Raw genomic sequence first — 22,235 nt, forward strand, 5'->3', positions numbered from 1 at the left:
AATGTATTATGATCAGTAATCCTATACGCGCAATTAACTGGAATCGAATTGAAGATGACAAAGATCTAGAAGTTTGGAACCGACTGACAACTAATTTTTGGTTACCGGAAAAAATCCCATTATCCAATGATATTCCTTCATGGAATACACTGACGACAGAAGAAAAAAAGCTGACTATCCGGGTATTCACCGGGCTGACACTACTGGACACAATTCAGAACACTGTTGGTGCTCCAGCGTTAATGGAAGATGCCCTGACACCCCACGAAGAAGCAGTTATGTCCAACATTAGTTTCATGGAAGCTGTTCATGCACGTTCTTATAGCTCCATTTTTTCAACATTATGCCTAACAACTGATGTGGATGATGCCTATCGCTGGAGTGAAAAGAATTTTTCATTACAGAATAAAGCCAAAATTATACTAAATTATTATAGTTATCATCATCCATTAAAGAAAAAAATCGCCAGTGTTTTTCTAGAATCATTTTTATTCTATTCAGGTTTCTATTTACCTATGTATTGGTCAAGTCGAGGAATATTAACAAATACAGCCGATTTAATCCGACTTATTATCCGAGATGAAGCCATTCACGGTTATTATATTGGATATAAATTTCAACAATCATTAAAAAAATATTCAACATTAGAGCAAAAAGAGATTAAAGAATTCACTTTTTCATTATTATTAGAATTATACGAAAATGAAATCAAATATACAGAAGAACTTTATGATATTGTTGGCTGGAGTGAAGATGTTAAAAAATTCTTGCATTATAATGCCAATAAAGCATTAATGAATCTTGGCTATGAAACCTTATTTCCGCCAGAAATGACAAATGTCAGCCCTACAATCCTCTCTGCATTATCACCGAATGCCAATGAAAACCATGATTTCTTTTCTGGTTCAGGTTCATCATATGTTATCGGTAAAGCAGTGAATACTGAGGATGAGGATTGGAATTTCTAAAGAGAATGATTTTATTTTATATAGAATACTTCAAAATAACCATAATACTCTAATATTTTAAAAACCAATATTATTAATCCTGTTTTTCTAACGATAAAATGCCATAAAATCCTTATATTTTTATGGCGTTTTTTCATGACTATTGCCATTTCTATGGATATTTTTTGCCATAAACAGCCGTTCATCTCATGCTAAACGGCAAAAAACATTAATATAGCTAATTAATTGTAAATAAAATTTCATTCCAATAAGATATAATCAACATTATAAACTAATAACCGATTCTATTTACAACATGGTGAATAATTTATTTGATGATTAAATAAAAAAATACATTAATAACAGCAACATAAATATGATTCATCCTTTTAATAACAGCATGAATTTAGCAAAATTAACTGCTAATAACAATGAAATAACTACAAATATATCTAATTTAAGTCATTCAATATCACTATTTTTACATTAATTATCATTAACATAGGGTTGTCAGGCTCTCTCAGTATGTTAGGGTATATATATTCAAAGAATCATGCAGAGATGAGTGATGCTTAACACCATTAAATAACCATTGAAAGGAAAGTAACTATTTCATGGCAATTAAACTTGAAGTTAAAAACCTCTATAAGATATTTGGCGATCATTCAGAATATGCTTTCAAATTACTGAATTCAGGTTTGAGCAAAGATCAGATATTTGAAAAGACAGGTATGACTGTTGGTATACAAAATGTCAATCTGACTATTGAAGAAGGCGAAGTATTTGTCATCATGGGATTATCTGGCTCCGGCAAATCCACAATGGTACGCCTTCTCAATCGTCTGATAAAACCGACTCGCGGCCAGGTTTTAATTGATGGTGAAGATATTTCTGAGATTTCAACAACAGCGTTAAGAGAAATTCGCCGTAACAAAATCAGTATGGTTTTCCAATCATTTGCACTGATGCCGCATTTAAACGTACTGGAAAACAGCGCCTTTGGTATGGAACTTGCTGGAATCACCAAACAAGAACGCAATAAAAAAGCGTTGGATGCACTAAAACAGGTAAACCTGGAAAACTATGCACAATCTTATCCAGATGAACTCTCAGGCGGGATGCGTCAGCGTGTAGGGCTTGCCAGAGCATTAGCTAATAACCCAGATATTTTGCTAATGGACGAAGCATTTTCTGCCCTTGATCCATTAATTCGTACAGAAATGCAAGATGAACTGTTAAGCCTGCAAGGCAATCAGCCACGGACTATCGTCTTTATCTCTCATGATTTGGATGAGGCAATGCGTATCGGAGACCGGATTGCCATTATGCAAGACGGTGTTGTTGTGCAGGTCGGGACACCTGATGAAATCTTGAATAATCCAGCGAATAACTATGTGAAAACTTTCTTTCGTGGCGTAGATATCAGCCATGTATTCAGTGCTAAAGACATTGCCCGTCGCCGTCCTGACTCTCTGCTTCATATTGCACCCGGTTTTGGTCCTCTTTCTGCATTGAAAGTCCTCGATGACGAAAACAGAAACTATGGTTACCTGATCGAACGTGGACAAAAATTCGCCGGTATCGTTTCCGTAAATTCATTGGAAAAAGCATTACGGGAAAAAAAACCTATCGAACACGCCATATTGGCGGAACCAACCTCCGTTGCCGCAGATATGCCCCTCAATGAGCTGATTGCTGTTGTAGCACAATCACCTTGTGCAGTTCCGGTTGTTGGAAATAATGACAAATATATCGGCGTTATTTCCAAAGGGATGCTATTGCAGGCATTAGATAAGGAGACACCAAATGAGTAATCAAAACGAACATCAAACTCAGCCTGTACAGAATTCTGAGGATACCTCCCCCAGCCCTGCTGACAATACAGATCCCTGGAGCAACGAAACCAGTGCTGACAATTCAACAGGTTCTGACTGGCTGGATGCACCCGAAATTACGGTACAGCCTGAACATTTCAATATCATGGACCCATTCCAGCACCCACTTATCCCCTTAGACTCATGGGTAACCCATGCTATTGATTGGATTGTGCTAAATTTTCGTCCCGCATTTCAGGGAATACGCGTCCCCATTGATTTTGTTCTCAGTGGCTTTGAACAATGTCTGACTTCAATACCTGCGCCCATTGCCATCCTATTTTTTGCCCTGATTGCCTGGCAGTTATCAGGCATTGGTATGGGTATTACTGCTCTAATTTCTCTGGTAATTATTGGTGCAATTGGTGCATGGCCGGAATCGATGGTCACTCTATCACTGGCTCTGACATCGCTATTGTTCTGCATTATCGTTGGTTTACCACTCGGTATATGGCTGGCACACAGCAAGAGAGCCGCGAAAATTATCCAACCTCTGCTTGATGCTATGCAAACCACACCAGCATTCGTCTATCTGGTTCCGATTGTCATGCTGTTTGGCATCGGTAACGTGCCTGGAGTTATCGTCACCATTATCTTTGCTCTACCCCCAATTGTCCGTCTGACAATTTTAGGCATCAAACAGGTTCCAGCAGATCTGATAGAAGCAGCCGAATCTTTCGGCGCCAGCCCTCGTCAGATGCTGTTTAAAGTTCAATTACCACTGGCTATGCCAACCATTATGGCCGGTGTCAACCAAACCCTGATGCTAGCCCTATCAATGGTCGTTATTGCATCAATGATTGCCGTTGGTGGTTTAGGCCAAATGGTTTTGCGAGGTATTGGGCGTCTCGATATGGGGCTTGCTACAGTAGGTGGGGTCGGGATTGTTATTCTTGCGATTCTCCTTGACCGCCTAACACAGTCTCTTGGTTGCAGCAACCGGGCTAAAGGCGTAAATCGCTGGTATGCCACTGGCCCAATTGGATTAATTACCCGTTTATTTAGCCAAAAAGCATAACCTTCCAAAACACCTATCAAACCACAATTGTTTGATAAACACATGATGACTGCAACAGGAGGAAAAACCATGCGCAAAATAGTTATCTGGGCTATATCCCTATCATCACTGATAAGTTCTCAATTATTCGCTGTCGAATTACCGGGTAAAGGTATCAGTGTACAACCCATACAAAGCACCCTTAGCGAAGAAACATTCCAGACGTTGATCGTCAGTAAAGCATTGGAAAAACTTGGTTATGATATCAAACCCATCAAAGAAGTGGACTACAACGTCGCCTATTCCTCTATTGCTTCTGGTGACGCAACCTTTATGGCCGTAAGTTGGGAACCACTGCACAACACCCAATATCAGGCAGCAGGTGGGAATGCCAAATTTTACCGTGTTGGTAACTACGTAGAAAATGCAGCACAAGGCTACTTGATCGATAAAAAAACAGCGGAAAAATACAACATCACGAATATTGCTCAATTAAAAGATCCGAAAATAGCCAAATTATTTGATACCAACGATAACGGTAAAGCTGATTTAACTGGCTGTAATCCCGGTTGGGGCTGTGAAATCGCCATTAATCATCACCTTAAAGCCTATGGTTTAAACAATAGCGTTGAGCATAATCAAGGTAACTATGCGGCCATGATGGCAGATACTATTACCCGCTATAAAGAAGGCAAACCCATCTTATATTACACATGGACACCTTATTGGGTTAGTGACGTGCTGAAACCAGGTAAAGATGTTGTCTGGCTGCAAGTTCCTTTCTCCGCTATGCCTAATGATGAGAAAATAGAAACGAAATTGCCAAATGGCGCTAATTATGGTTTCCCACCAAGTATTATGCATATTGCTGCCAATAAAAAATGGGCAGAAGACAACCCAACCGCCGCTAAGTTATTTTCTATCATGAAAATGCCTCTTGCAGATATCAATGCCCAAAACTTGCGGATGCATAATGGTGAGGCATCACAAGCGGATATTGAACGTCACGCCAACGGTTGGATTAAGGCTCATCAGAAATTGTTTGATAGTTGGGTTAAAACTGCCGTTGAAGCCGCCGGGAAAAAGTAATATTTAAAGCATCACAGTGAATTGATATAAGACAATTCACTGTTTTTTTACTACTATTTTTTTCTTACTCAAAATTCTTATTAAATTTATATTTCAACAATTTTGTAGTGAATTTTGCCATATTATGGCAAATAGGAAGGATTAATATCGTTTTCACATTTCCATTCTCAGTTCGATTTGATAGTTAAATCACAAGGTTAAAACTACCTAACGCAATAAATACTCAATAGAGTTTCTTTAGCTACCATTCTCGCGGCTTTACCATTGAACCTGAATAAAAATTCATTACAATGCAAAAAGTTTAGCTCGTGACTACAGACCTTTAACGAGCTGTCCATTCACTCCTAACCTGCCGTTTAACTATAAGAAAATACATTTATGGAAGAAAATATTTCCCACACGCCATTAAGTCCAGCTTTAATTGCTCTGATAGCAATTGCCACAGGTCTGGTTGTCGCCAGCAACTACTATGCACAGCCTCTACTCGACACTATTGCGTTACAATTTAATCTGACCGTCAACGAAGCGGGGTTTATTGTCACCACAGCTCAATTAAGCTATGCCGTTGGCTTGATATTCCTTGTGCCACTAGGTGATATGTTCGAACGACGCAGTTTAATTGTCTCAATGACAATATTAGCCACTGTTGGCTTACTGATTACCGCCATGTCACAGAACATCTGGCAAATGTTACTGGGAACGGCAATGACGGGCTTATTTTCAGTGGTTGCTCAAATACTGGTCCCACTGGCCGCAACACTTGCTCTTCCCCATCAACGAGGAAAAGCTGTCGGTACGATTATGAGCGGTTTACTGCTTGGAATATTACTAGCAAGAACCATCTCAGGAACAATGGCGACTCTTGGCGGCTGGAGAACTGTTTTTTGGGTTGCCAGTGTTTTATTGGTGATTCTTTCTCTGACGCTGTGGCGCTACCTGCCCCGTTATAAACAAGTAACCAATCTCAATTACTTCCAATTACTTGGCTCTATTGTAAACCTTATCACTACAAGCCCGCTTCTAAGAGTACGCGCCATACTGGGTGCGCTAACATTTGCCAATTTCAGCCTGCTATGGACATCAATGGCATTCCTGCTCTCAGCACCTCCTTTTAACTATTCTGAAGGAGTCATCGGCTTATTTGGATTAGTCGGTGCCGCCGGAGCATTGATGGCAACCCAAACCGGGCAACTCGTTGATAAAGGAAAAGGTCCTCTGACCACCAGCATTTCTCTGGTGCTATTACTTCTTTCATGGATACCGATCGGCTTAGTCAAAGAATCACTAATTGGCTTTATAATTGGTGTTTTTCTCCTTGATATTGCGATTCAAGGTGTTCACGTTACAAATCAAAGTACGATATACCGCATCATGCCAGAAGCGAGAAATCGACTCACCGCCGCTTATATGACCAGCTATTTTATTGGTGGAGCCCTTGGCTCTCTGGTTTCAGGCTATGCTTACAAACATTCAGGTTGGTATGGCGTTGCCACCGCTGGCATGGCTATCTGTATAATAAGCCTAATCGTGTGGTTTTTAGGCAAAAAGCACGAACCAAAGACGCTGTAAGAAACAGGTCACGGTAAAAGAACGTTAAAATAAAAACATTTATGAAACATTTGTTAAGGATGATATTTTCTATTTAGTTCCCTTTTGTTAATGTTACATAACATTTATATAACCAGATAGATTTTATGCCTGTTTCTGATACATCACCGCCCTTAATCAGTAAAAAATCTTCTTTTACTGAAGGAATAATAGACAGTTTACCCATTGTTATCGGCTACATTCCCGTAGCTTTTGCTTTTGGCCTCAATGCCGTTAAGCTTGGCTTCAACCCAATAGAAGCCATTTTCTTTTCATGCATCATCTACGCCGGTGCAAGTCAGTTCGTCATCACAGCTTTACTGAGTGCAGGCACATCACTATGGATTTCTGCTCTAACAATCATGGCAATGGATGTTCGCCATATTCTTTATGGTCCATCTTTAAGGCACCGTATCAAAGATAAGTTAACGGAGAAAAAAACCGTTATCTGGGCTTTCGGCCTGACAGATGAAGTTTTTGCCGCCGCTACTGCAAAACTCATTAAGAACCAACGGAGCTGGAGTGAAAACTGGATGGTTGCTATTGCGCTCTGTTCCTGGCTGGCTTGGGTTGCAGGTACAACTGCTGGGGCATTTCTTGGTAACGGTTATTTGGAATCTTATCCTGCTGTAGAAGCTGCCATGATTTTCATGTTACCAGCACTGTTTCTCAGTTTTCTTCTTGCTTCTTGTCGAAAGCAAAATAGTTATTGTGTTGCAACCGCACTAACCGGAGCACTTTTAGGAATTACATTTTTCTCAATTCCAGTTGCTATTCTGGCAGGTATTGTCGGTGGTTGTATCGCGGCACTGTTACAACCACAAAACAATTGCAATGACTCTTCTGAACAAAAGGAAACACCATGATTGATAGCAAGATTTTGCTCATTGGACTATTTGTTGGGTTAGCTAACTTCTCATTTCGCTATCTGCCACTACGATTTGGGAAAGCACGCCAATCTGCCGGCAGGAAAGGTGGAAAAACAAGCATTATTCTTGACAGTATTGGTATTGCATCCATTTGTTCTTTACTCATCGTATCAGGTGTACCTGATGTGATGAGAGAGAATCAAAAACTACTTCCTACCCTCATAGGTTGTCTGACCATCTGTTTAGTCTTTTACAAAACAAAGCAAATTATACTCGCAACGCTATTTGGTGCGCTACTTTTTGGACTAACATTCAAAATATTTATGAATTAGGTATCAATATCAAAAGAAATATGATGATAACAAATAACTACAATTGCTAAATTTATCTTTTAATATACCATTTGGATGTTTGATAACAAAAGTTATCTTACCAGTTGAAACTAATAAGGTATCTAAATAATGGAAAGTTCGTTTACGCCTACCGAAGAATTACTGAATATTCGTGCAGCACAGCAAGCCAAATTAAATAAAGATATCCCTTATCAAGAGATCCTGTTGACTAGGTTATCAATGCACGTCCAAAGTAAATTGCTTGAAAACCGTAACAATATGCTGAAAGCTCAAGGTATCAATGAAACTTTGTTCATGGCCCTGATGATCCTTGATACTAAAGAAAGCCACAGCATCCAACCATCAGAATTAAGTGCCGCATTAGGTTCTTCCCGTACTAACGCCACGCGTATTGCTGATGAATTAGAAAAGCAGGAGTGGATTGAAAGAAAGGAAAGTCATAACGACCGCCGTTGCCTTCATCTTCATCTGACAGAACAAGGTACAAAATTTTTAAATAATTTGCTTCCACCTCAACATGAGTGCTTGAGAAGACTTTGGTCATGCCTTGACCAGGAGGAACAAAAACAGTTAGAAAAGTTAATGAGAAAATTACTGGTCAGACTTGATACAATGGGCGATTGTATCAAAAAATAGCTTGTTGTTTAATCGATCAATTTTTATCCAAACAATACTTTCCTGGTTCAATTGTTCGAAAAAATTTTCCTGTTAGCCAAAGATGATATTTTCTGCAAAAAGCTAACTATTATTCTTCGATAACATTGGATCCTGTGTCATTCATCTTTCCAGTAGTGATGCTATACCACTACTGGAAAGTGATCTAAAAATAGTATTACTAGAAGATAAACAATAAGCATGGGGATTTACTATGAGTGCAGATGAGGCAATAGAAGTACAAGCGGCACAAGATCCAACCAGTAGCAAAAAAAGGCAACGCAATCGTGCCTTAGTGTTACTAACCCTTATTTTTACCCTGCTCGGTGTTGCCTACTTTTTCTATTGGTTTCTCATTTCACGCCACCATCAAGAAACAGATAACGCCTATGTTACAGGTAATCAAGTTCAGATCATGTCGCAAGTTGCTGGCACTGTAATCACAGTTAACTTTGATAATACTGACTTTGTGAAAAGCGGTAGTATATTGGTACAACTCGATCCCCGTGATGCAGAATTAGCATTAGAAAAAGCAAAAACAACATTAGCTAACAGCGTTCGCCAGACTCATCAACAGATAGTTAACAGCAAACAATATCAGGCTAACATCGCTCTACGCAGATCAGAATTAACTAAAGTTCAAAATGATCTTAGCCGTCGTGAAATACTTAGCGCTCAAAAAGTCATAGGTAAAGAAGAGCTACAACATGCACAGGAAGCTGTCGCCAGCGCCCGAGCTGCTCTAGATATTGCAATTGAACAATACAACGCTAATCAAGCAATTGTCCTGGATACACCTTTAGAGAAGCAACCTGCCATTGAACAAGCTGCAACGGAAGTCCGTAATGCCTGGCTGGCGTTACAACGCACAAAAATAGTCAGCCCAATCGATGGTTATGTCTCACGCCGTAGTGTACAAGTTGGTGCACAAATCAATAAAAATACTCCACTGATGGCGATAATTTCGGCAAACGATATGTGGATTGAAGCCAACTTCAAGGAGACACAAATTTCTGGTATGCGTATTGGTCAACCCGTGGAAATCACCAGCGATTTCTATGGTGGAAACAGAGTATTTAGCGGCAAAGTCACTGGCCTTGATATGGGTACCGGCAGCGCTTTCTCTTTATTACCCGCTCAGAACGCCAGTGGTAATTGGATTAAGGTTGTACAACGTTTACCCGTCCGCATTGAGCTTAATCCTGGGCAACTAGAAAAATACCCATTACGCATCGGCCTCTCGACTAAAGTCAGAGTAGATACTACGAATCCTGATGGACCCGTTCTGTCTGATAGAACACGCACTAAATCAGCTTATCACACCACTGCTCTGACAATAGATATGTCCCCTGCCAATAAAATAGTTAATGACATTACTAATAGTAATGCTGGAAAATAATACCGGAGGCCAAGGTGACGAGACGACAGCCGCTTACAGGTGCCAAACTTGCATGGATGACCATTGCGTTATCCTTGGCAACGTTCATGCAAGTGTTAGATTCTACCATTGCTAACGTAGCGATACCCACGATTTCAGGTAATTTAGGATCATCAAATTCTCAAGGGATCTGGGTAATTACCTCTTTCGGCGTTGCCAATGCGATTTCTATCCCGATTACTGGATGGCTGGCAAAACGCATCGGCGAAGTTAAGTTATTCATCTGGTCAACCGCTCTATTTTCCATAGCTTCTTGGTTATGCGGTATTTCCAACAGTCTTGGTATGCTAATCTTCTTCCGGGTTATTCAAGGATTAGTTGCTGGTCCTCTTATTCCCCTTTCACAAAGTCTACTCCTGAACAATTATCCACCAGCGAAAGGAAATATGGCGCTGGCATTATGGTCAATCACGATTATCATCGCGCCAATTTTCGGCCCTATTTTGGGTGGCTACATCAGTGATAACTACCATTGGGGATGGATTTTCTTTATCAACGTTCCTGTTGGTATAGCGATTATTCTGATTGCTATGCAAACGCTGAAAGGGCGTGAAACCCAAACAGAGATCAAACCTATCGACACAATAGGACTCATATTGTTAGTGGTCGGCGTTGGTTGTTTACAAATTATGCTAGATCAGGGGAAAGAGCTGGACTGGTTTAATTCTACAGAAATTATCGTTTTGACAGTTATCGCAATCATCTCATTAGCATTTCTTGTGGTATGGGAACTGACCGACAATAGCCCAATTATTGACCTATCACTGTTTAAAGAGCGCAATTTTACCATTGGTTGCTTTTGTTTGAGCTTAGCTTATATGCTCTATTTCGGCACAATTGTGTTATTACCTCAGTTATTACAGGAAGTGTTCGGTTATACAGCAACCTGGTCAGGTCTTGCATCAGCACCGGTAGGATTGTTGCCACTAATAATTTCGCCACTGATTGGTAAATTCGGCAATAAAGCAGATATGCGCTACATAGTGACATTCAGTTTTGTTGTTTATGCCATCTGTTATTACTGGCGTGCATATACATTCGAACCAGGCATGGATTTTGCCGCAGTCGCATGGCCTCAGTTTATCCAGGGGTTTGCTATTGCCTGTTTCTTTATGCCACTCACAACCATTACCCTTTCCGGCTTGCCAGCAGAGCGAGTGGCATCTGCATCCAGTTTATCGAATTTTATTCGAACACTGGCGGGTTCAATAGGCACATCACTAACGACAACCATGTGGACCCAACGCGAGTCAATACATCATTCCCATTTTACTGAGCATATCAATCCTTATAGTCCCGATACTCAACGAATCTATCAACAATTATCGGAATTAGGCATGAATAACCAGCAAATTTCTGCTTATCTAGCAAAAGAAATTACCCATCAAGGACTCATAATCTCAGCGAATGAAATTTTTTGGCTTTCAGCCGGAGTATTCCTGATTTTGATTATGCTCGTCTGGCTAGCCAGGCCACCATTTACCCAAGGAAGTAAAGAAGGCATGAGCGGAGTCCACTAAATCTTAAATGGCAAAACCGGGAGCACTCCAGCTCCCGCTTTTCCTAATCAAGCTTTATTCTGTCGCCACCATTCAGCTAACAGAATGCCAGTTGCAACAGAAACGTTCAGACTTTCAACCAAACCCGTACCACCAACGAACAAACTCATATCACCATGTTTCCAAGCACTGTCACTCAAACCATCACGTTCTTGACCAAGTACCAGAACCATTTTTTCCGGTAATTCAGCTTTCGCTAAATCGGTACTACCCTTATGGCTGGATGTCGTTACAATGGTGTAACCCGCTTGACGAAAGTCATTCAGTGTAGTGCTCAAGCTATCAGCATCAATACCTTTAATATGCTCAGCACCACCTTCTGCTGTACGGATAGCCGCACCCGACTCCAGCAAGGCCACATCTTGCAAAATCACCCCTTGTACACCGAAATGTGCACAACTTCGCATAATTGCGCCAAGGTTGTGAGGATTACCCACATCTTCAAGAGCCAAAACACAATCTTTTACTGGAGCATCTTTCAAGTAGGTCTCTGTATCCAAACCGTTGCGTTTCTTAATCAGAAAACAAACACCACCATGATGTTCAGTACCTGACACTTTTGTCAGTTCAGCCTCATCCACAACATGATAGGCTTTACGGTTAGCAGCCATCCATTTTAGCGCATTACGGAAACGTGGTGTCACTGACTCAACGAACCATGCACGAACTATCGCTTCAGAACGATTTTTAAACATCGCCTGGCAAGCATTTTCGCCATAAATCCGAGTTTCTTCCATTCGCTGACGACGGAGCTGTTCAGGATCAATCTGGCTTTTCCCACTGATACCACCATGCACTGACGTTACAGAATCACTCTCAGGGCGTGACACTGTTTTCCAAGGCGATCTTTCACGCTCATTGGCACGCGGAGAACGGGATGTTCGCTCATTGTCCCGACGACGCTGACCTTGATCGCGTCCTTTGCCAGATGGACGTTTATTATTGCGGCTGTCATTATCGCCCTCACTGCGGACATACATCACTTTGACTTTGCCATTTTTACCACTGTATGAATCGTTCATTCGTTTCTCCAACTGCTTTATGGCGCGAAGATTACCTGATGTGCGCATCTTAAGCTACCTCTGACAACTATAATCCATTAAAATGCGCCCTTAATTTTCCTGCTCTCGGCGAGACATGCTGTACTTGCCATGGAGGGTACAGTCAGGCTACCTATTGAAACAGCCCCTACCGAAGATATTCAAACTACAGCTTGGTACTATTTTGCAACAAACTGGCAATTTAATTGCTTCTCAGCAACTGCATCCGATAGCGTAAATCACAGCAACAATTTGCGAAATCCGCTACAGTTATCGACTAACCACAAATAAGGAGCCTCCTGATGAGCCAGCGCGGACTTGAAGCTTTATTACGCCCTAAATCCATTGCTGTAATTGGTGCCTCAGAAAAACCAGAACGAGCGGGTTCAGTTATGATGCGTAACTTGCTTGCAGGAGGCTTTGCTGGACCAATACTACCGATTACACCCAATAGCCGTTCTGTTCAAGGGGTTTTAGCTTACCCTTCAATAGATAAATTACCGATCACACCAGATTTGGCTGTTATTTGTACTCATCACCGCCGTAATTTGCAATGTTTAGAACAACTGGGGCAGTTAGGTTGCAAAACGGTGATTATCCTTTCTTCACCAACGTCCCAATTCGCTGAACTAAAGCAGTACTGCCAGCGCTATAGTATCCGACTACTTGGGCCAAACAGTTTAGGAGTATTAGCCCCCTGGCAAGGGCTGAATGCCAGCTTTTCTCCGGTTCCAATACTCAAAGGGAAATTAGCCTTTATTTCTCAATCGGCGGCAGTCTCAAATACGATTCTTGATTGGGCAAAACACCGGGGAGTCGGATTTTCCTACTTTATAGCGTTAGGTGACAGTGTAGATATCGATATTGATCATCTGCTTGATTTTCTGGCTCGTGACAGTAAAACCAGCGCTATCCTGCTCTATCTAGAGCATATTCATGATGCCCGTCGCTTTCTTTCAGCATCTAGAAGTGCTTCCCGCAATAAACCTATTTTGGTGGTTAAAAGCGGCCGTACTAAGCGGGCACAGAAATTACTTGGTGAACAACAAAATCTGGATGCGGCTTATGATGCAGCAATTCAGCGAGCAGGGTTATTACGCGTGCAAGATACACATGAAATGTTTTCTGCTGTAGAAACGTTAAGCCATATGTCACCTTTACGGGGAGAACGGCTATTTATCGTCAGCAATGGTGCTGCTCCAGCCGCAATGGCACTGGATGCGTTATTCCGCCGTAACGGTAAGCTCGCAATATTAGGTGAAGAGACAACGAAGGCATTAAAAACACAACTACCAGAAACTATCTCCCTACATAACCCGCTAGATTTAAAAGATGACTCCACGGTGGAACGTTATATCGCTGCGTTAAAACCGTTACTAGATAGCCACGACCATGATGCTCTGTTACTTATTCACTCTCCTAGCGCAATTGCTCCCGGTATTCAAACCGCAACCAAAGTCATTGAAACAATCCGTAAACACCCACGGGGAAAATGGCTAACTCTCTTTACCAATTGGTGCGGTGAATATTCTTCACAAGAAGCCCGCCGTCTGTTCAACGAAGCAGGTATTCCAACTTATCGCACCCCTGAAGGCGCGATTACTGCTTTCATGCACATGGTTGAATATCGCCGCAATCAGAAACAATTAACAGAAACACCCGCACTACCAACAAACATCACAGCTAACACAGCACGTGCCCATCAGTGCATACAACAGGCTCTGGAACAGGGAAATTCTCGTCTGGATACTCATGAAGTTCAACCTATTCTGGAGGCTTATGGTCTCAATACATTGCCAACATGGATTGCTCACAACAGTGATGAAGCAGTCAATATTGCCCAACAGATCGGTTATCCTGTTGCGTTGAAATTACGCTCACCAGATATCCCGCATAAATCAGAAGTTCAGGGAGTGATGCTCTATTTGCGAAATGCAAATGAGGTCAAGGCTTCTGCTCAAGCGATTATCGAACGTGTCAATCAGAATTTCCCACACGCAAGAATTCAAGGACTATTAGTTCAGAGCATGGCAAACCGTGCTGATGCACAAGAGCTACGAATTGCGGTCGAACAAGATGAAGTATTTGGCCCACTGATTATGTTAGGTGAAGGAGGTATTGAGTGGTCACAGGAAACACAAGCAGCCGTTGCGCTGCCACCTCTTAATATGGCGTTAGCGCGATATCTGGTTATTCAGGCGATTAAAAGTAGAAAAATTAAGCTCAGGGGAGCTCCTCAATCATTAGACGTACTGGCACTCAGCCGACTGTTAGTTCAGGTATCTAATTTGTTACTTGATTGCCCGCAAATTGTACGGCTAGATATTCATCCATTACTGGCTTCTGGCGATGAATTCACATTATTAGATGTTTCAATGGAATTATCTTCGATAGACGGTGATCCACGAACTAGATTAGCTATCCGTCCATATCCAAGCGAATTAGAAGAAACTATAAAACTCAAAGGGGGCGCAGAATGCCTGCTACGTCCGATTCTGCCAGAAGATGAACCGTTGCTGAAAGATTTTATCGGCCAGGTTACGAAAGAAGATCTCTATTACCGCTACTTTAGTGAAATCAGCGAATTCACACACGATGATCTGGCAAATATGACTCAGATTGATTACGACCGTGAAATGGCATTTGTTGCCGTACGACATCCTAAAACGACCCCAGAAATTATCGGGGTTACTCGTGCCATAGCTGACCCTGATAATGTCGAAGCAGAATTTGCTGTGCTAGTGCGTTCTGACTTAAAAGGGATCACCCTTGGATATCAACTTATGACAAAACTGATTAACTATACACGAGAACATGGCATAAGCCGCCTCAACGCCATCACCATGCCAGAAAACCGTACTATGATAAAACTGGCTAAAAAACTAGGATTTACCATAGATGTTCAATTTGAGGATAGCATTGTAAACTTATCCCTCGAACTCTGAATCAACTACGTGATGAACCGCACAGACTTGAATCATTAGGCATTAGATCGTTAAATCATGCTCACAATTAGCCAGACTAATGGTATTATCGCCAGATCATTTGATTCATTGCTTTACATATAGCCATCCAACATAAGAGAAAAAGCGCACTGTGATGTTGTCTAAATTCAAACAAGCTAAACATCAACAACACCTTGCACAACTGCCTAAGCTACCTCAGTCAGTTGCTGATGTTAAAACACTTTATCAACCTGAAGTGTTCCGCAGCACCCTGCTGGAAAAAATTGCTAACGCTGAAAAACATATTTATATCATCTCCCTCTATCTGGAAAATGATGATGCAGGGAAAGATATCCTTAATGCACTTTATACAGCTAAACAACAACGCCCGGACTTGGACATTAAAGTGCTCGTTGACTGGCATCGAGCACAACGTGGACGAATTGGTGCGGCTGCAATGGTAACGAATGCCGATTGGTATTGTTCTATGGCAGAAGCTTATCCTGATGTGAAAATTCCAGTACTAGGTGTACCTGTAAATACCCGCGAAGCACTAGGTGTTTTACATTTAAAAGGTTTTATCTTTGACGATACTGTGGTTTATAGCGGAGCAAGCATTAATGATGTTTATCTCCACCAACATGATAAATATCGTTATGATCGCTACCACTTGCTTCACAATGCAAAACTTGCAGAAGCAATGAAACACTTTGTTGATAATTACATTATCGCTACAGGAGCCGTACAGAAACTGGATTGTAAAAACCGTCCTCGTATTCCTGAAATTAAAAATTTGATCCGTCAATTACGTTTTTCTCTGCGGCACACTACCTATAAAATAAATAATCAGGCAACGAATGACGAACTATCTGTCACTCCCCTTGCCGGTCTGGGAAAGAAGAATCTACTAAATAAAACCATTAGTCATCTGATCGCCAGCACAGAACAAAAGCTGATTATTTGCACTCCGTATTTTAATCTTCCAGCCATCATTGTCCGACGGATTGTTCATCTACTTCGTAAAGGTAAACATGTGGAAATTATTGTTGGCGATAAAACTGCCAACGATTTTTATATTCCACCGGAAGAACCATTTAAAATTATCGGTGCATTGCCCTATTTATATGAAATTAATCTGCGCCGTTTCATCAGTAGACTACAGCGTTATGTTGACAACAATCAACTGACTATCAGGTTATGGAAAGATGGTGATAATAGCTACCACCTAAAAGGTGTGTGGGTGGACAATCAATGGCAATTGATTACAGGAAATAATCTTAATCCTCGTGCCTGGGGACTCGATTTAGAAAATGCCATTCTTATCCACGATCCTCATAAAGAAATGCAGGAGCAACGTACAAAAGAACTACACTGTATCCGTACTTATACTACGGTTGTCAGTGATTATCAGGAATTGGACAGCATCCAGCTTTACCCAGTCAAAGTACGTAAACTTATCCGCCGCTTACGTCGCATCCGGGTAGACAAATTGATTAGTCGTATTCTGTAATTGAATCGATAAAGCAAATTATCTTTTCTAAATCAAATCTCCTGATATTGAATAATCGCGGGAGATTTTTACCATCGAACTTTAATTTGATAAATCTCAACTTTGTTTAAATAATAATAATATTCAAAAGTACGTAAATCTAGATTTAGAGATTAAAAAAATATAAAACAACCAATTCTGTTAATACTCTATTTTCAACAAAAAATTAATCGAATTACAATCCTCAAATATTCTATTTTGAAATGTTATTTCTCTGCTTGGAATATCTTATTAATCATATACCGATTTAAAGTTTAATATATATAATTCCTTTTCCAAACTTCATTCATTTATAGAGCGAGTATGAGTAGGACTAAAATAATGAAACTTGTTTTCGATACTGATATATTCACTAATTCTAACGGGAATAGCCATCAGATAAAATCCCGGAATAGATTAAGTAAATAAGCACCCAAAACCGCCTCATTTTCAGATGCTTTCTCAATTAAAAATAGAGCCAGTATTAATGAACATTCATAAATCATAAATCATAAATCATAAATAACTAATTGGCGACTGGGAAAATGATACGATAATTGTAAAAGATAAAAATGAAGATAAAGTAAGTGGAACGCGTATGAAATACTCAGGTTTATCTAAAATACTGTAAATTTAAGGTTATGATTAAGTAACTAGTCCTATTTAAACATTACGCTTAATTTTCCTATAATAAAAAATCATATTAAAACAGGTAAATATTCAATATAGAAGATTATTTAGCGGATCTGTTTTTCATCGCTGTTCTTTAATATGGCCTGCTGAATATTTAGATAAAAATAAATTGATAAACTGGAAAAATTATTCCACAACGATAATATCGTAATAATATATTATTAACTATATAAAATATCATTGAGAACATAAAATGCACTTTATATCAAATATCACTCTACAATTCATTAATATGTGGAAAAAATCACAAACCGTGGGGCGTAAAGAATGGTTATCCGTATTTTATTTACGATAATTTAGCAACAAAATAATTTACTCATAATATTGAAAAATTATTTAATCGGAGAAAGTCTTACAATCATGAACTTCCTTGGAATGGATCTGAATTAAATAATAAACAACAATTCGATCTGCTTAAAACAGTAAAAAACTAGAAAATTCTTATGAAAAAAGTCAATTTTATTGCTATATTATCCCAGAAAACACGAGGGAATCCAAAAGTAGAATGTTTATTTAATCTTCAAATTATGAAGGAGATTTTATGAAGAACTGTACGATATCGCCTCAGATTATCAATACAATGGAAATAAGTAATGAACCTTGGGGAATAAAAGATAGTTCTTCATGTTTTATTTATGGTAATAAAGCATTAAGTTCTATCAAAAATTTCTCACAATCATTTGATTACAGTGGGCTTTATGATCATGAACTCCCTTGGGGCGGCGCTGAATTTGCAAAGGAATATATTCATCATGATCAAAAAGTAATGAAAAAAGGGCAAAATATATGCTCACTTGAAACACATGTATTTGGTAAAGAGCAAATTCTATTATCTTATTTCTGTGAAAAGATGCCTTTTTATCACGAAGATGGAAGTTGTATAGGCATTATATATCATTGCTGGAAGGCGAAGGACTATTCATTAACCTGTCTGTATCAATATCATAATAAACTTCCCTCATCCATTTTACTCCAACCACCGACAGATCTTTTTACTGAGCGTGAATCGGATATTATTTTCCTTTTCTTACAGAAATACACAATAAATCAAATTGGAATAATATTGAATCTTGATTCTAGTGTAATTGAAAACCATACGGCCAGGATATATCATAAAATAAATATTAACTCCACTCTTCAATTAGAAGAATATTGTCGAGTCAATAATCTTTATCACTATATACCTGAGAAATTTTTATTAACTTAAAGGGCTTCTTTTACGGACGAAGTTAGCCTTATACCCTATTGATTCGCGACGGCAAGGGAGTGAATCCCCGGGAGCATAGATAACTATGTGACCGGGGTGAGCGAGTGCAGCCAACAAAGAGGCAACTTGAAAGATAACGGGTATATAACGCGCGTCACTGATTATGCCTGGGGTAAAATAGAATTTTATTAAAACCTCAAGCATATTCAATATAACAAAAACACCTATTTTATCACCACAAGTAAATTTTAAATTAAAAATAAACCATTTGAAAACACATCGAAATAATATCGATTAATTACAAATTAAATAAATCAATTCATTAAAACAGAAAATAACTCAATTTATTTAACCAAATTATTTTAAATATATATTTTACCATATTAAATCCGTTCATTTTATTTATATTGACTGATAATTAAACCCAACATTAAATATATAAAAACATTAAGTTAATTTAAATAAAATCCTATTTACACTCCTAATAAAAAGATATTAAAAAATTCTTTCATCTAACAATATAAACAGAAAACCAAGAATTTTTAATTACCATTACAGATAAAAACACAGATAAAACTCCTTTTAAATCAATAAGATGCCCAATAAATATGGGCATCTTATTGGTAATTTTAAACGAGTTCTGTCATCACTAATTTCGCTATTTCGAAATAGATAATCAGCCCTGTACCATCAATAAACGTGGCAATAAAAGGAGCGGATACAACAGCCGGATCAATAGATAGCCTTTTCAATACCATTGGAATAATGGAAGAAACAATGGCACTCCAGAGGGTGATTGCAATGATGGCCAAACTAACAGCAATCGTCACTTCAATACCGACACCTAATACCCAGGCACGGATAAGCGCGGCAAAACCTATCGTTATTGCAACTAAAAATGAAGTGGAAATCTCTTTACGTAACACAGCCCATAGATTACGCAAACTCACTTCCCCCAATGCCATTGCTCTGACCAAAGTTGAGGTAATTTGCGTCCCGCTGTTGCCCCCCGTTCCTATTAATAACGGAATGAAAAATGCGAGAGAAATTACCGCTTCCAATTGATCTTCAAATGCTTTAAGCACAGCACCGGTATAAGCTTCTGCAACGAATAGCAATAATAACCACCCGACACGCTTACGCCATAATGTTATTGGGCTGGTACTAAGATAAGGCTGCTCCAGAGGTAAAGTTGCCCCCTGCAAATGAGCATCCAACGTATTTTCATCTTCAACCAACTCAGCAATATCCTGCGATCGTAGTACCCCAACCAATTTGCCAAAATGAGTAACCGGGACACTATCCATACCACTGTGATTTATCAAATTATAAACATCATGACGCGACTGTTCCGGTGATACGGAAAAATAGCTTTGCCTCATAATATCTGACACAAATAAATCATCGGCTACAGTTAATAACACTTTCACCGGTAATATGCCATTAAGATAGCCTTCAGCATCAATAACATATAAGTAAGTTGGGATCTGCTCACCTTCAAGCTGATCAATCAAATGACTTTTTACCGACAAAACAGAATCAGCAACAGATACAGAAATGAAACATTGGCTCATATATGCGCTGACCGTTGTCTCTTCATTTTTCAATCGATGTTTCCGCTGCTGATCAGCATTTATTTCATTAATAGAATGATTAGCAATCGCTAATGCATCCATTTTTTCATGGGATGTGATTTTCATGATGTTGGTCCCTATTACTGTTGTGAACTTCAAACAGCACTCACATAGGGGCGAAACCAGATGAGAGAATACAACGACTATCTCTACGTCTCGGTTTTAGCACTATACAACGTATCCTGAATTATCAGAAAGTTACATGGGGATATACCTTGGTTCGATATATCCTGTCCTAATCTTGGGCGTCTCTCGACGTCGTCAGATCAGCAACCTGTGTTTGTATAGGAGCCTCGCCTAACGAGATACTGCACTTAGAATGCGGCGCACATTGTAAACAAAAGTCGTAATAACTCAAAATTGAAAGTTAGTTTGTTTAATTTTCATTTAAGTTTCATTTAAGTTTATGATGATAATAAAAAAACGGCATAAATTTCCACCCCTTGCCGTTTAATAAGAATAATCCTATGAAGGAGTTATTCATTTTTTGATCTCTTAGACTCAATTTTTTCAACTTCAGCAATCAATTGGTCAGCCGTTTTACCATCCAGCAATTTATAAAACTTTTGTTTCGATTCTTTCATGTCACTATTAGAACCTGATTTAACCAAATCATTAAAATCGATACTATTAAACATAGCCGATTGAATTGATTCATCAAACTTCACTTTTTTATCATCTGGTAGCCTATCTCTTACTTTTTCAATGGATGCTTTCAACGCGATTTCATTAGAAGCATCCATTTTAGGTTGGCTATCACAGCCAGCTAATACGCATCCTAACAAACAAATTACTAACAATCTTTTCATATTCATCCCCACAGAATATTAGACAAGGGAATAATAACAGAAGCAGAAACAATAAACCGTTTATACCCATTATCTTTCAAGTTGCCTCTTTGTTGGCTGCACTCGCTCACCCCGGTCACATAGTTTGCTATGCTCCCGGGGATTCACTCCCTTGCCGTCTCGATGCATCTTGAAATCCATAGGGTATATAATTAGCCAAATTGATAAAAAATAGCAAATAAAATGAAATTTCTCATCATGTTATTCCAGAATAATTATCTTTATGGTTAGCAGCTACGATGCCAAAATACGATCATTTGTTATTTCTTCAACAACATAAAAAACGACTTTCTGCCAAATCGACCAAATGCTTAAAACACCCGACCAACCGACAACATGACAGATCCAGATACGACCACAGTAACTGCCGATATTCAGACCAATAATGTAGTTGGAACCATCACAATTAGATGAGATCATACTTGCGTTTATCGCCTCGCTTAACCATTTAAAAACCAGCACCGAAAATAAAGGAGAAATAATGGCAATCATCCACTGCACTGCAAAATATATTCTGACTGCCATATTGATATTACTGCCTGTCTTTACGCAAGCAAAAGTCATTACAGTCAAGGACGTTGCTGGCCGGAAGGTTAATTTAGCGTCGAAAAAGCGGGTATCCCGGTTATCTTTGCTAAATTCCTGCATCCGAAATTATTTGAAGATATCGATCCACAAGCTGACAGCCTATACCTGCATAAAACTTTTACCTCCCTTGATGGTAACGGGGTATTCTAGGTTACAGCAAAATAATATTGCTTTTCAATCCGTTGGTATATTCCAACGGATATTTAATCGCACCCTTTGCTTATAATTTCCGTTCGTTAATATACCTAATATTTTATATAACATGCTAATAGACATCTATTATTTTGTAATCTACTATAGTTGATGTCAAAAAAAATATAAAACATGACAAGATAAATTCGGTTAAGTAATAAATATAAAACACAAATATATTCACATAATGAAA

Annotated in this window: 17 protein-coding genes and 1 riboswitch; of the genes, 13 read left to right on the plus strand and 4 right to left on the minus strand. The window is 39.2% G+C overall.

What is annotated here, in order from left to right:
- Window positions 1–8: 8 nt before the first annotated feature.
- From nrdF to emrB, 10 genes are all read left to right on the plus strand, one after another.
- Window positions 9–968, plus strand: coding sequence for a class 1b ribonucleoside-diphosphate reductase subunit beta (gene nrdF / locus LG003_RS10320; RefSeq protein WP_112878065.1), 960 nt, complete (start codon window positions 9–11; stop codon window positions 966–968).
- Window positions 969–1,561: 593 nt separating this feature from the next.
- Window positions 1,562–2,761, plus strand: a complete 1,200-nt coding sequence (proV, locus tag LG003_RS10325; RefSeq protein WP_262980673.1) for a glycine betaine/L-proline ABC transporter ATP-binding protein ProV — start codon at window positions 1,562–1,564, stop codon at window positions 2,759–2,761.
- Window positions 2,754–3,839, plus strand: coding sequence for a glycine betaine/L-proline ABC transporter permease ProW (gene proW / locus LG003_RS10330; protein WP_112878063.1), 1,086 nt, complete (start codon window positions 2,754–2,756; stop codon window positions 3,837–3,839). Before proV ends, proW begins: the two co-directional genes overlap by 8 nt.
- Before the next feature lie 69 nt (window positions 3,840–3,908).
- Window positions 3,909–4,907: a glycine betaine/L-proline ABC transporter substrate-binding protein ProX gene (proX, locus tag LG003_RS10335; RefSeq protein WP_112878062.1), complete on the plus strand. Its 999-nt coding sequence runs from the start codon at window positions 3,909–3,911 to the stop codon at window positions 4,905–4,907.
- A 378-nt stretch (window positions 4,908–5,285) separates the two neighbouring features.
- Entirely contained in the window at window positions 5,286–6,476 is a 1,191-nt protein-coding gene (locus tag LG003_RS10340; RefSeq protein ID WP_262980674.1) for an MFS transporter, read from the plus strand.
- Window positions 6,477–6,601: 125 nt separating this feature from the next.
- Window positions 6,602–7,360: an AzlC family ABC transporter permease gene (locus LG003_RS10345; RefSeq protein ID WP_112878060.1), complete on the plus strand. Its 759-nt coding sequence runs from the start codon at window positions 6,602–6,604 to the stop codon at window positions 7,358–7,360.
- On the plus strand, window positions 7,357–7,695 hold the full coding sequence (gene ygaH, locus LG003_RS10350; RefSeq protein ID WP_112878059.1) for an L-valine transporter subunit YgaH: 339 nt from the start codon (window positions 7,357–7,359) through the stop codon (window positions 7,693–7,695). The genes LG003_RS10345 and ygaH overlap by 4 nt, the downstream gene beginning before the upstream one ends.
- A 129-nt stretch (window positions 7,696–7,824) precedes the next feature.
- Window positions 7,825–8,352 (plus strand): transcriptional repressor MprA, encoded by a 528-nt coding sequence (gene mprA, locus LG003_RS10355; protein ID WP_112878058.1) that lies wholly within the window; start codon window positions 7,825–7,827, stop codon window positions 8,350–8,352.
- A 232-nt stretch (window positions 8,353–8,584) separates the two neighbouring features.
- Complete coding sequence (gene emrA, locus LG003_RS10360; RefSeq protein ID WP_112878057.1) at window positions 8,585–9,769, plus strand: multidrug efflux MFS transporter periplasmic adaptor subunit EmrA; 1,185 nt, start codon at window positions 8,585–8,587, stop codon at window positions 9,767–9,769.
- A gap of 14 nt (window positions 9,770–9,783) precedes the next feature.
- Window positions 9,784–11,328, plus strand: a complete 1,545-nt coding sequence (gene emrB / locus LG003_RS10365) for a multidrug efflux MFS transporter permease subunit EmrB (RefSeq protein WP_262980675.1) — start codon at window positions 9,784–9,786, stop codon at window positions 11,326–11,328.
- A gap of 47 nt (window positions 11,329–11,375) precedes the next feature.
- On the opposite strand, the gene LG003_RS10370 is transcribed toward emrB, so the two are convergent.
- Window positions 11,376–12,389, minus strand: a complete 1,014-nt coding sequence (locus LG003_RS10370; RefSeq protein WP_262980676.1) for a tRNA/rRNA methyltransferase — start codon at window positions 12,387–12,389, stop codon at window positions 11,376–11,378.
- A gap of 320 nt (window positions 12,390–12,709) precedes the next feature.
- On the opposite strand from LG003_RS10370, the gene LG003_RS10375 reads away from it, so the two are divergent.
- The 3 genes from LG003_RS10375 (at window position 12,710) to LG003_RS10385 (ending at window position 18,780) form a co-directional block, all read left to right on the plus strand.
- Window positions 12,710–15,352 carry a bifunctional acetate--CoA ligase family protein/GNAT family N-acetyltransferase gene (locus tag LG003_RS10375; RefSeq protein WP_262980677.1) on the plus strand — a complete coding sequence of 881 codons (2,643 nt, stop codon included), beginning with the start codon at window positions 12,710–12,712 and terminating at the stop codon, window positions 15,350–15,352.
- Window positions 15,353–15,506: 154 nt separating this feature from the next.
- Window positions 15,507–16,862, plus strand: a complete 1,356-nt coding sequence (gene pssA, locus LG003_RS10380) for a CDP-diacylglycerol--serine O-phosphatidyltransferase (RefSeq protein ID WP_167405287.1) — start codon at window positions 15,507–15,509, stop codon at window positions 16,860–16,862.
- Between the two features lie 1,252 nt (window positions 16,863–18,114).
- A complete protein-coding gene (locus tag LG003_RS10385; protein ID WP_112878053.1) occupies window positions 18,115–18,780 on the plus strand; it encodes a PAS domain-containing protein in 666 nt (221 codons plus the stop codon).
- 629 nt (window positions 18,781–19,409) lie between these two features.
- On the opposite strand, the gene LG003_RS10390 is transcribed toward LG003_RS10385, so the two are convergent.
- The 3 genes from LG003_RS10390 to LG003_RS10400 form a co-directional block, all read right to left on the minus strand.
- Window positions 19,410–20,480, minus strand: coding sequence for a magnesium transporter (locus LG003_RS10390; RefSeq protein WP_112879064.1), 1,071 nt, complete (start codon window positions 20,478–20,480; stop codon window positions 19,410–19,412).
- A gap of 74 nt (window positions 20,481–20,554) precedes the next feature.
- Window positions 20,555–20,726, minus strand: a riboswitch (M-box (ykoK) riboswitch).
- Between the two features lie 164 nt (window positions 20,727–20,890).
- Window positions 20,891–21,223 carry a DUF6694 family lipoprotein gene (locus tag LG003_RS10395; RefSeq protein ID WP_112879063.1) on the minus strand — a complete coding sequence of 111 codons (333 nt, stop codon included), beginning with the start codon at window positions 21,221–21,223 and terminating at the stop codon, window positions 20,891–20,893.
- A 273-nt stretch (window positions 21,224–21,496) separates the two neighbouring features.
- Complete coding sequence (locus tag LG003_RS10400) at window positions 21,497–21,787, minus strand: hypothetical protein (protein ID WP_158537794.1); 291 nt, start codon at window positions 21,785–21,787, stop codon at window positions 21,497–21,499.
- Between the last annotated feature and the right edge of the window lie 448 nt (window positions 21,788–22,235).

The organism is Photorhabdus kleinii (genome assembly GCF_025384885.1).
GTDB classification, from domain to species: Bacteria; Pseudomonadota; Gammaproteobacteria; order Enterobacterales; family Enterobacteriaceae; genus Photorhabdus; species Photorhabdus kayaii.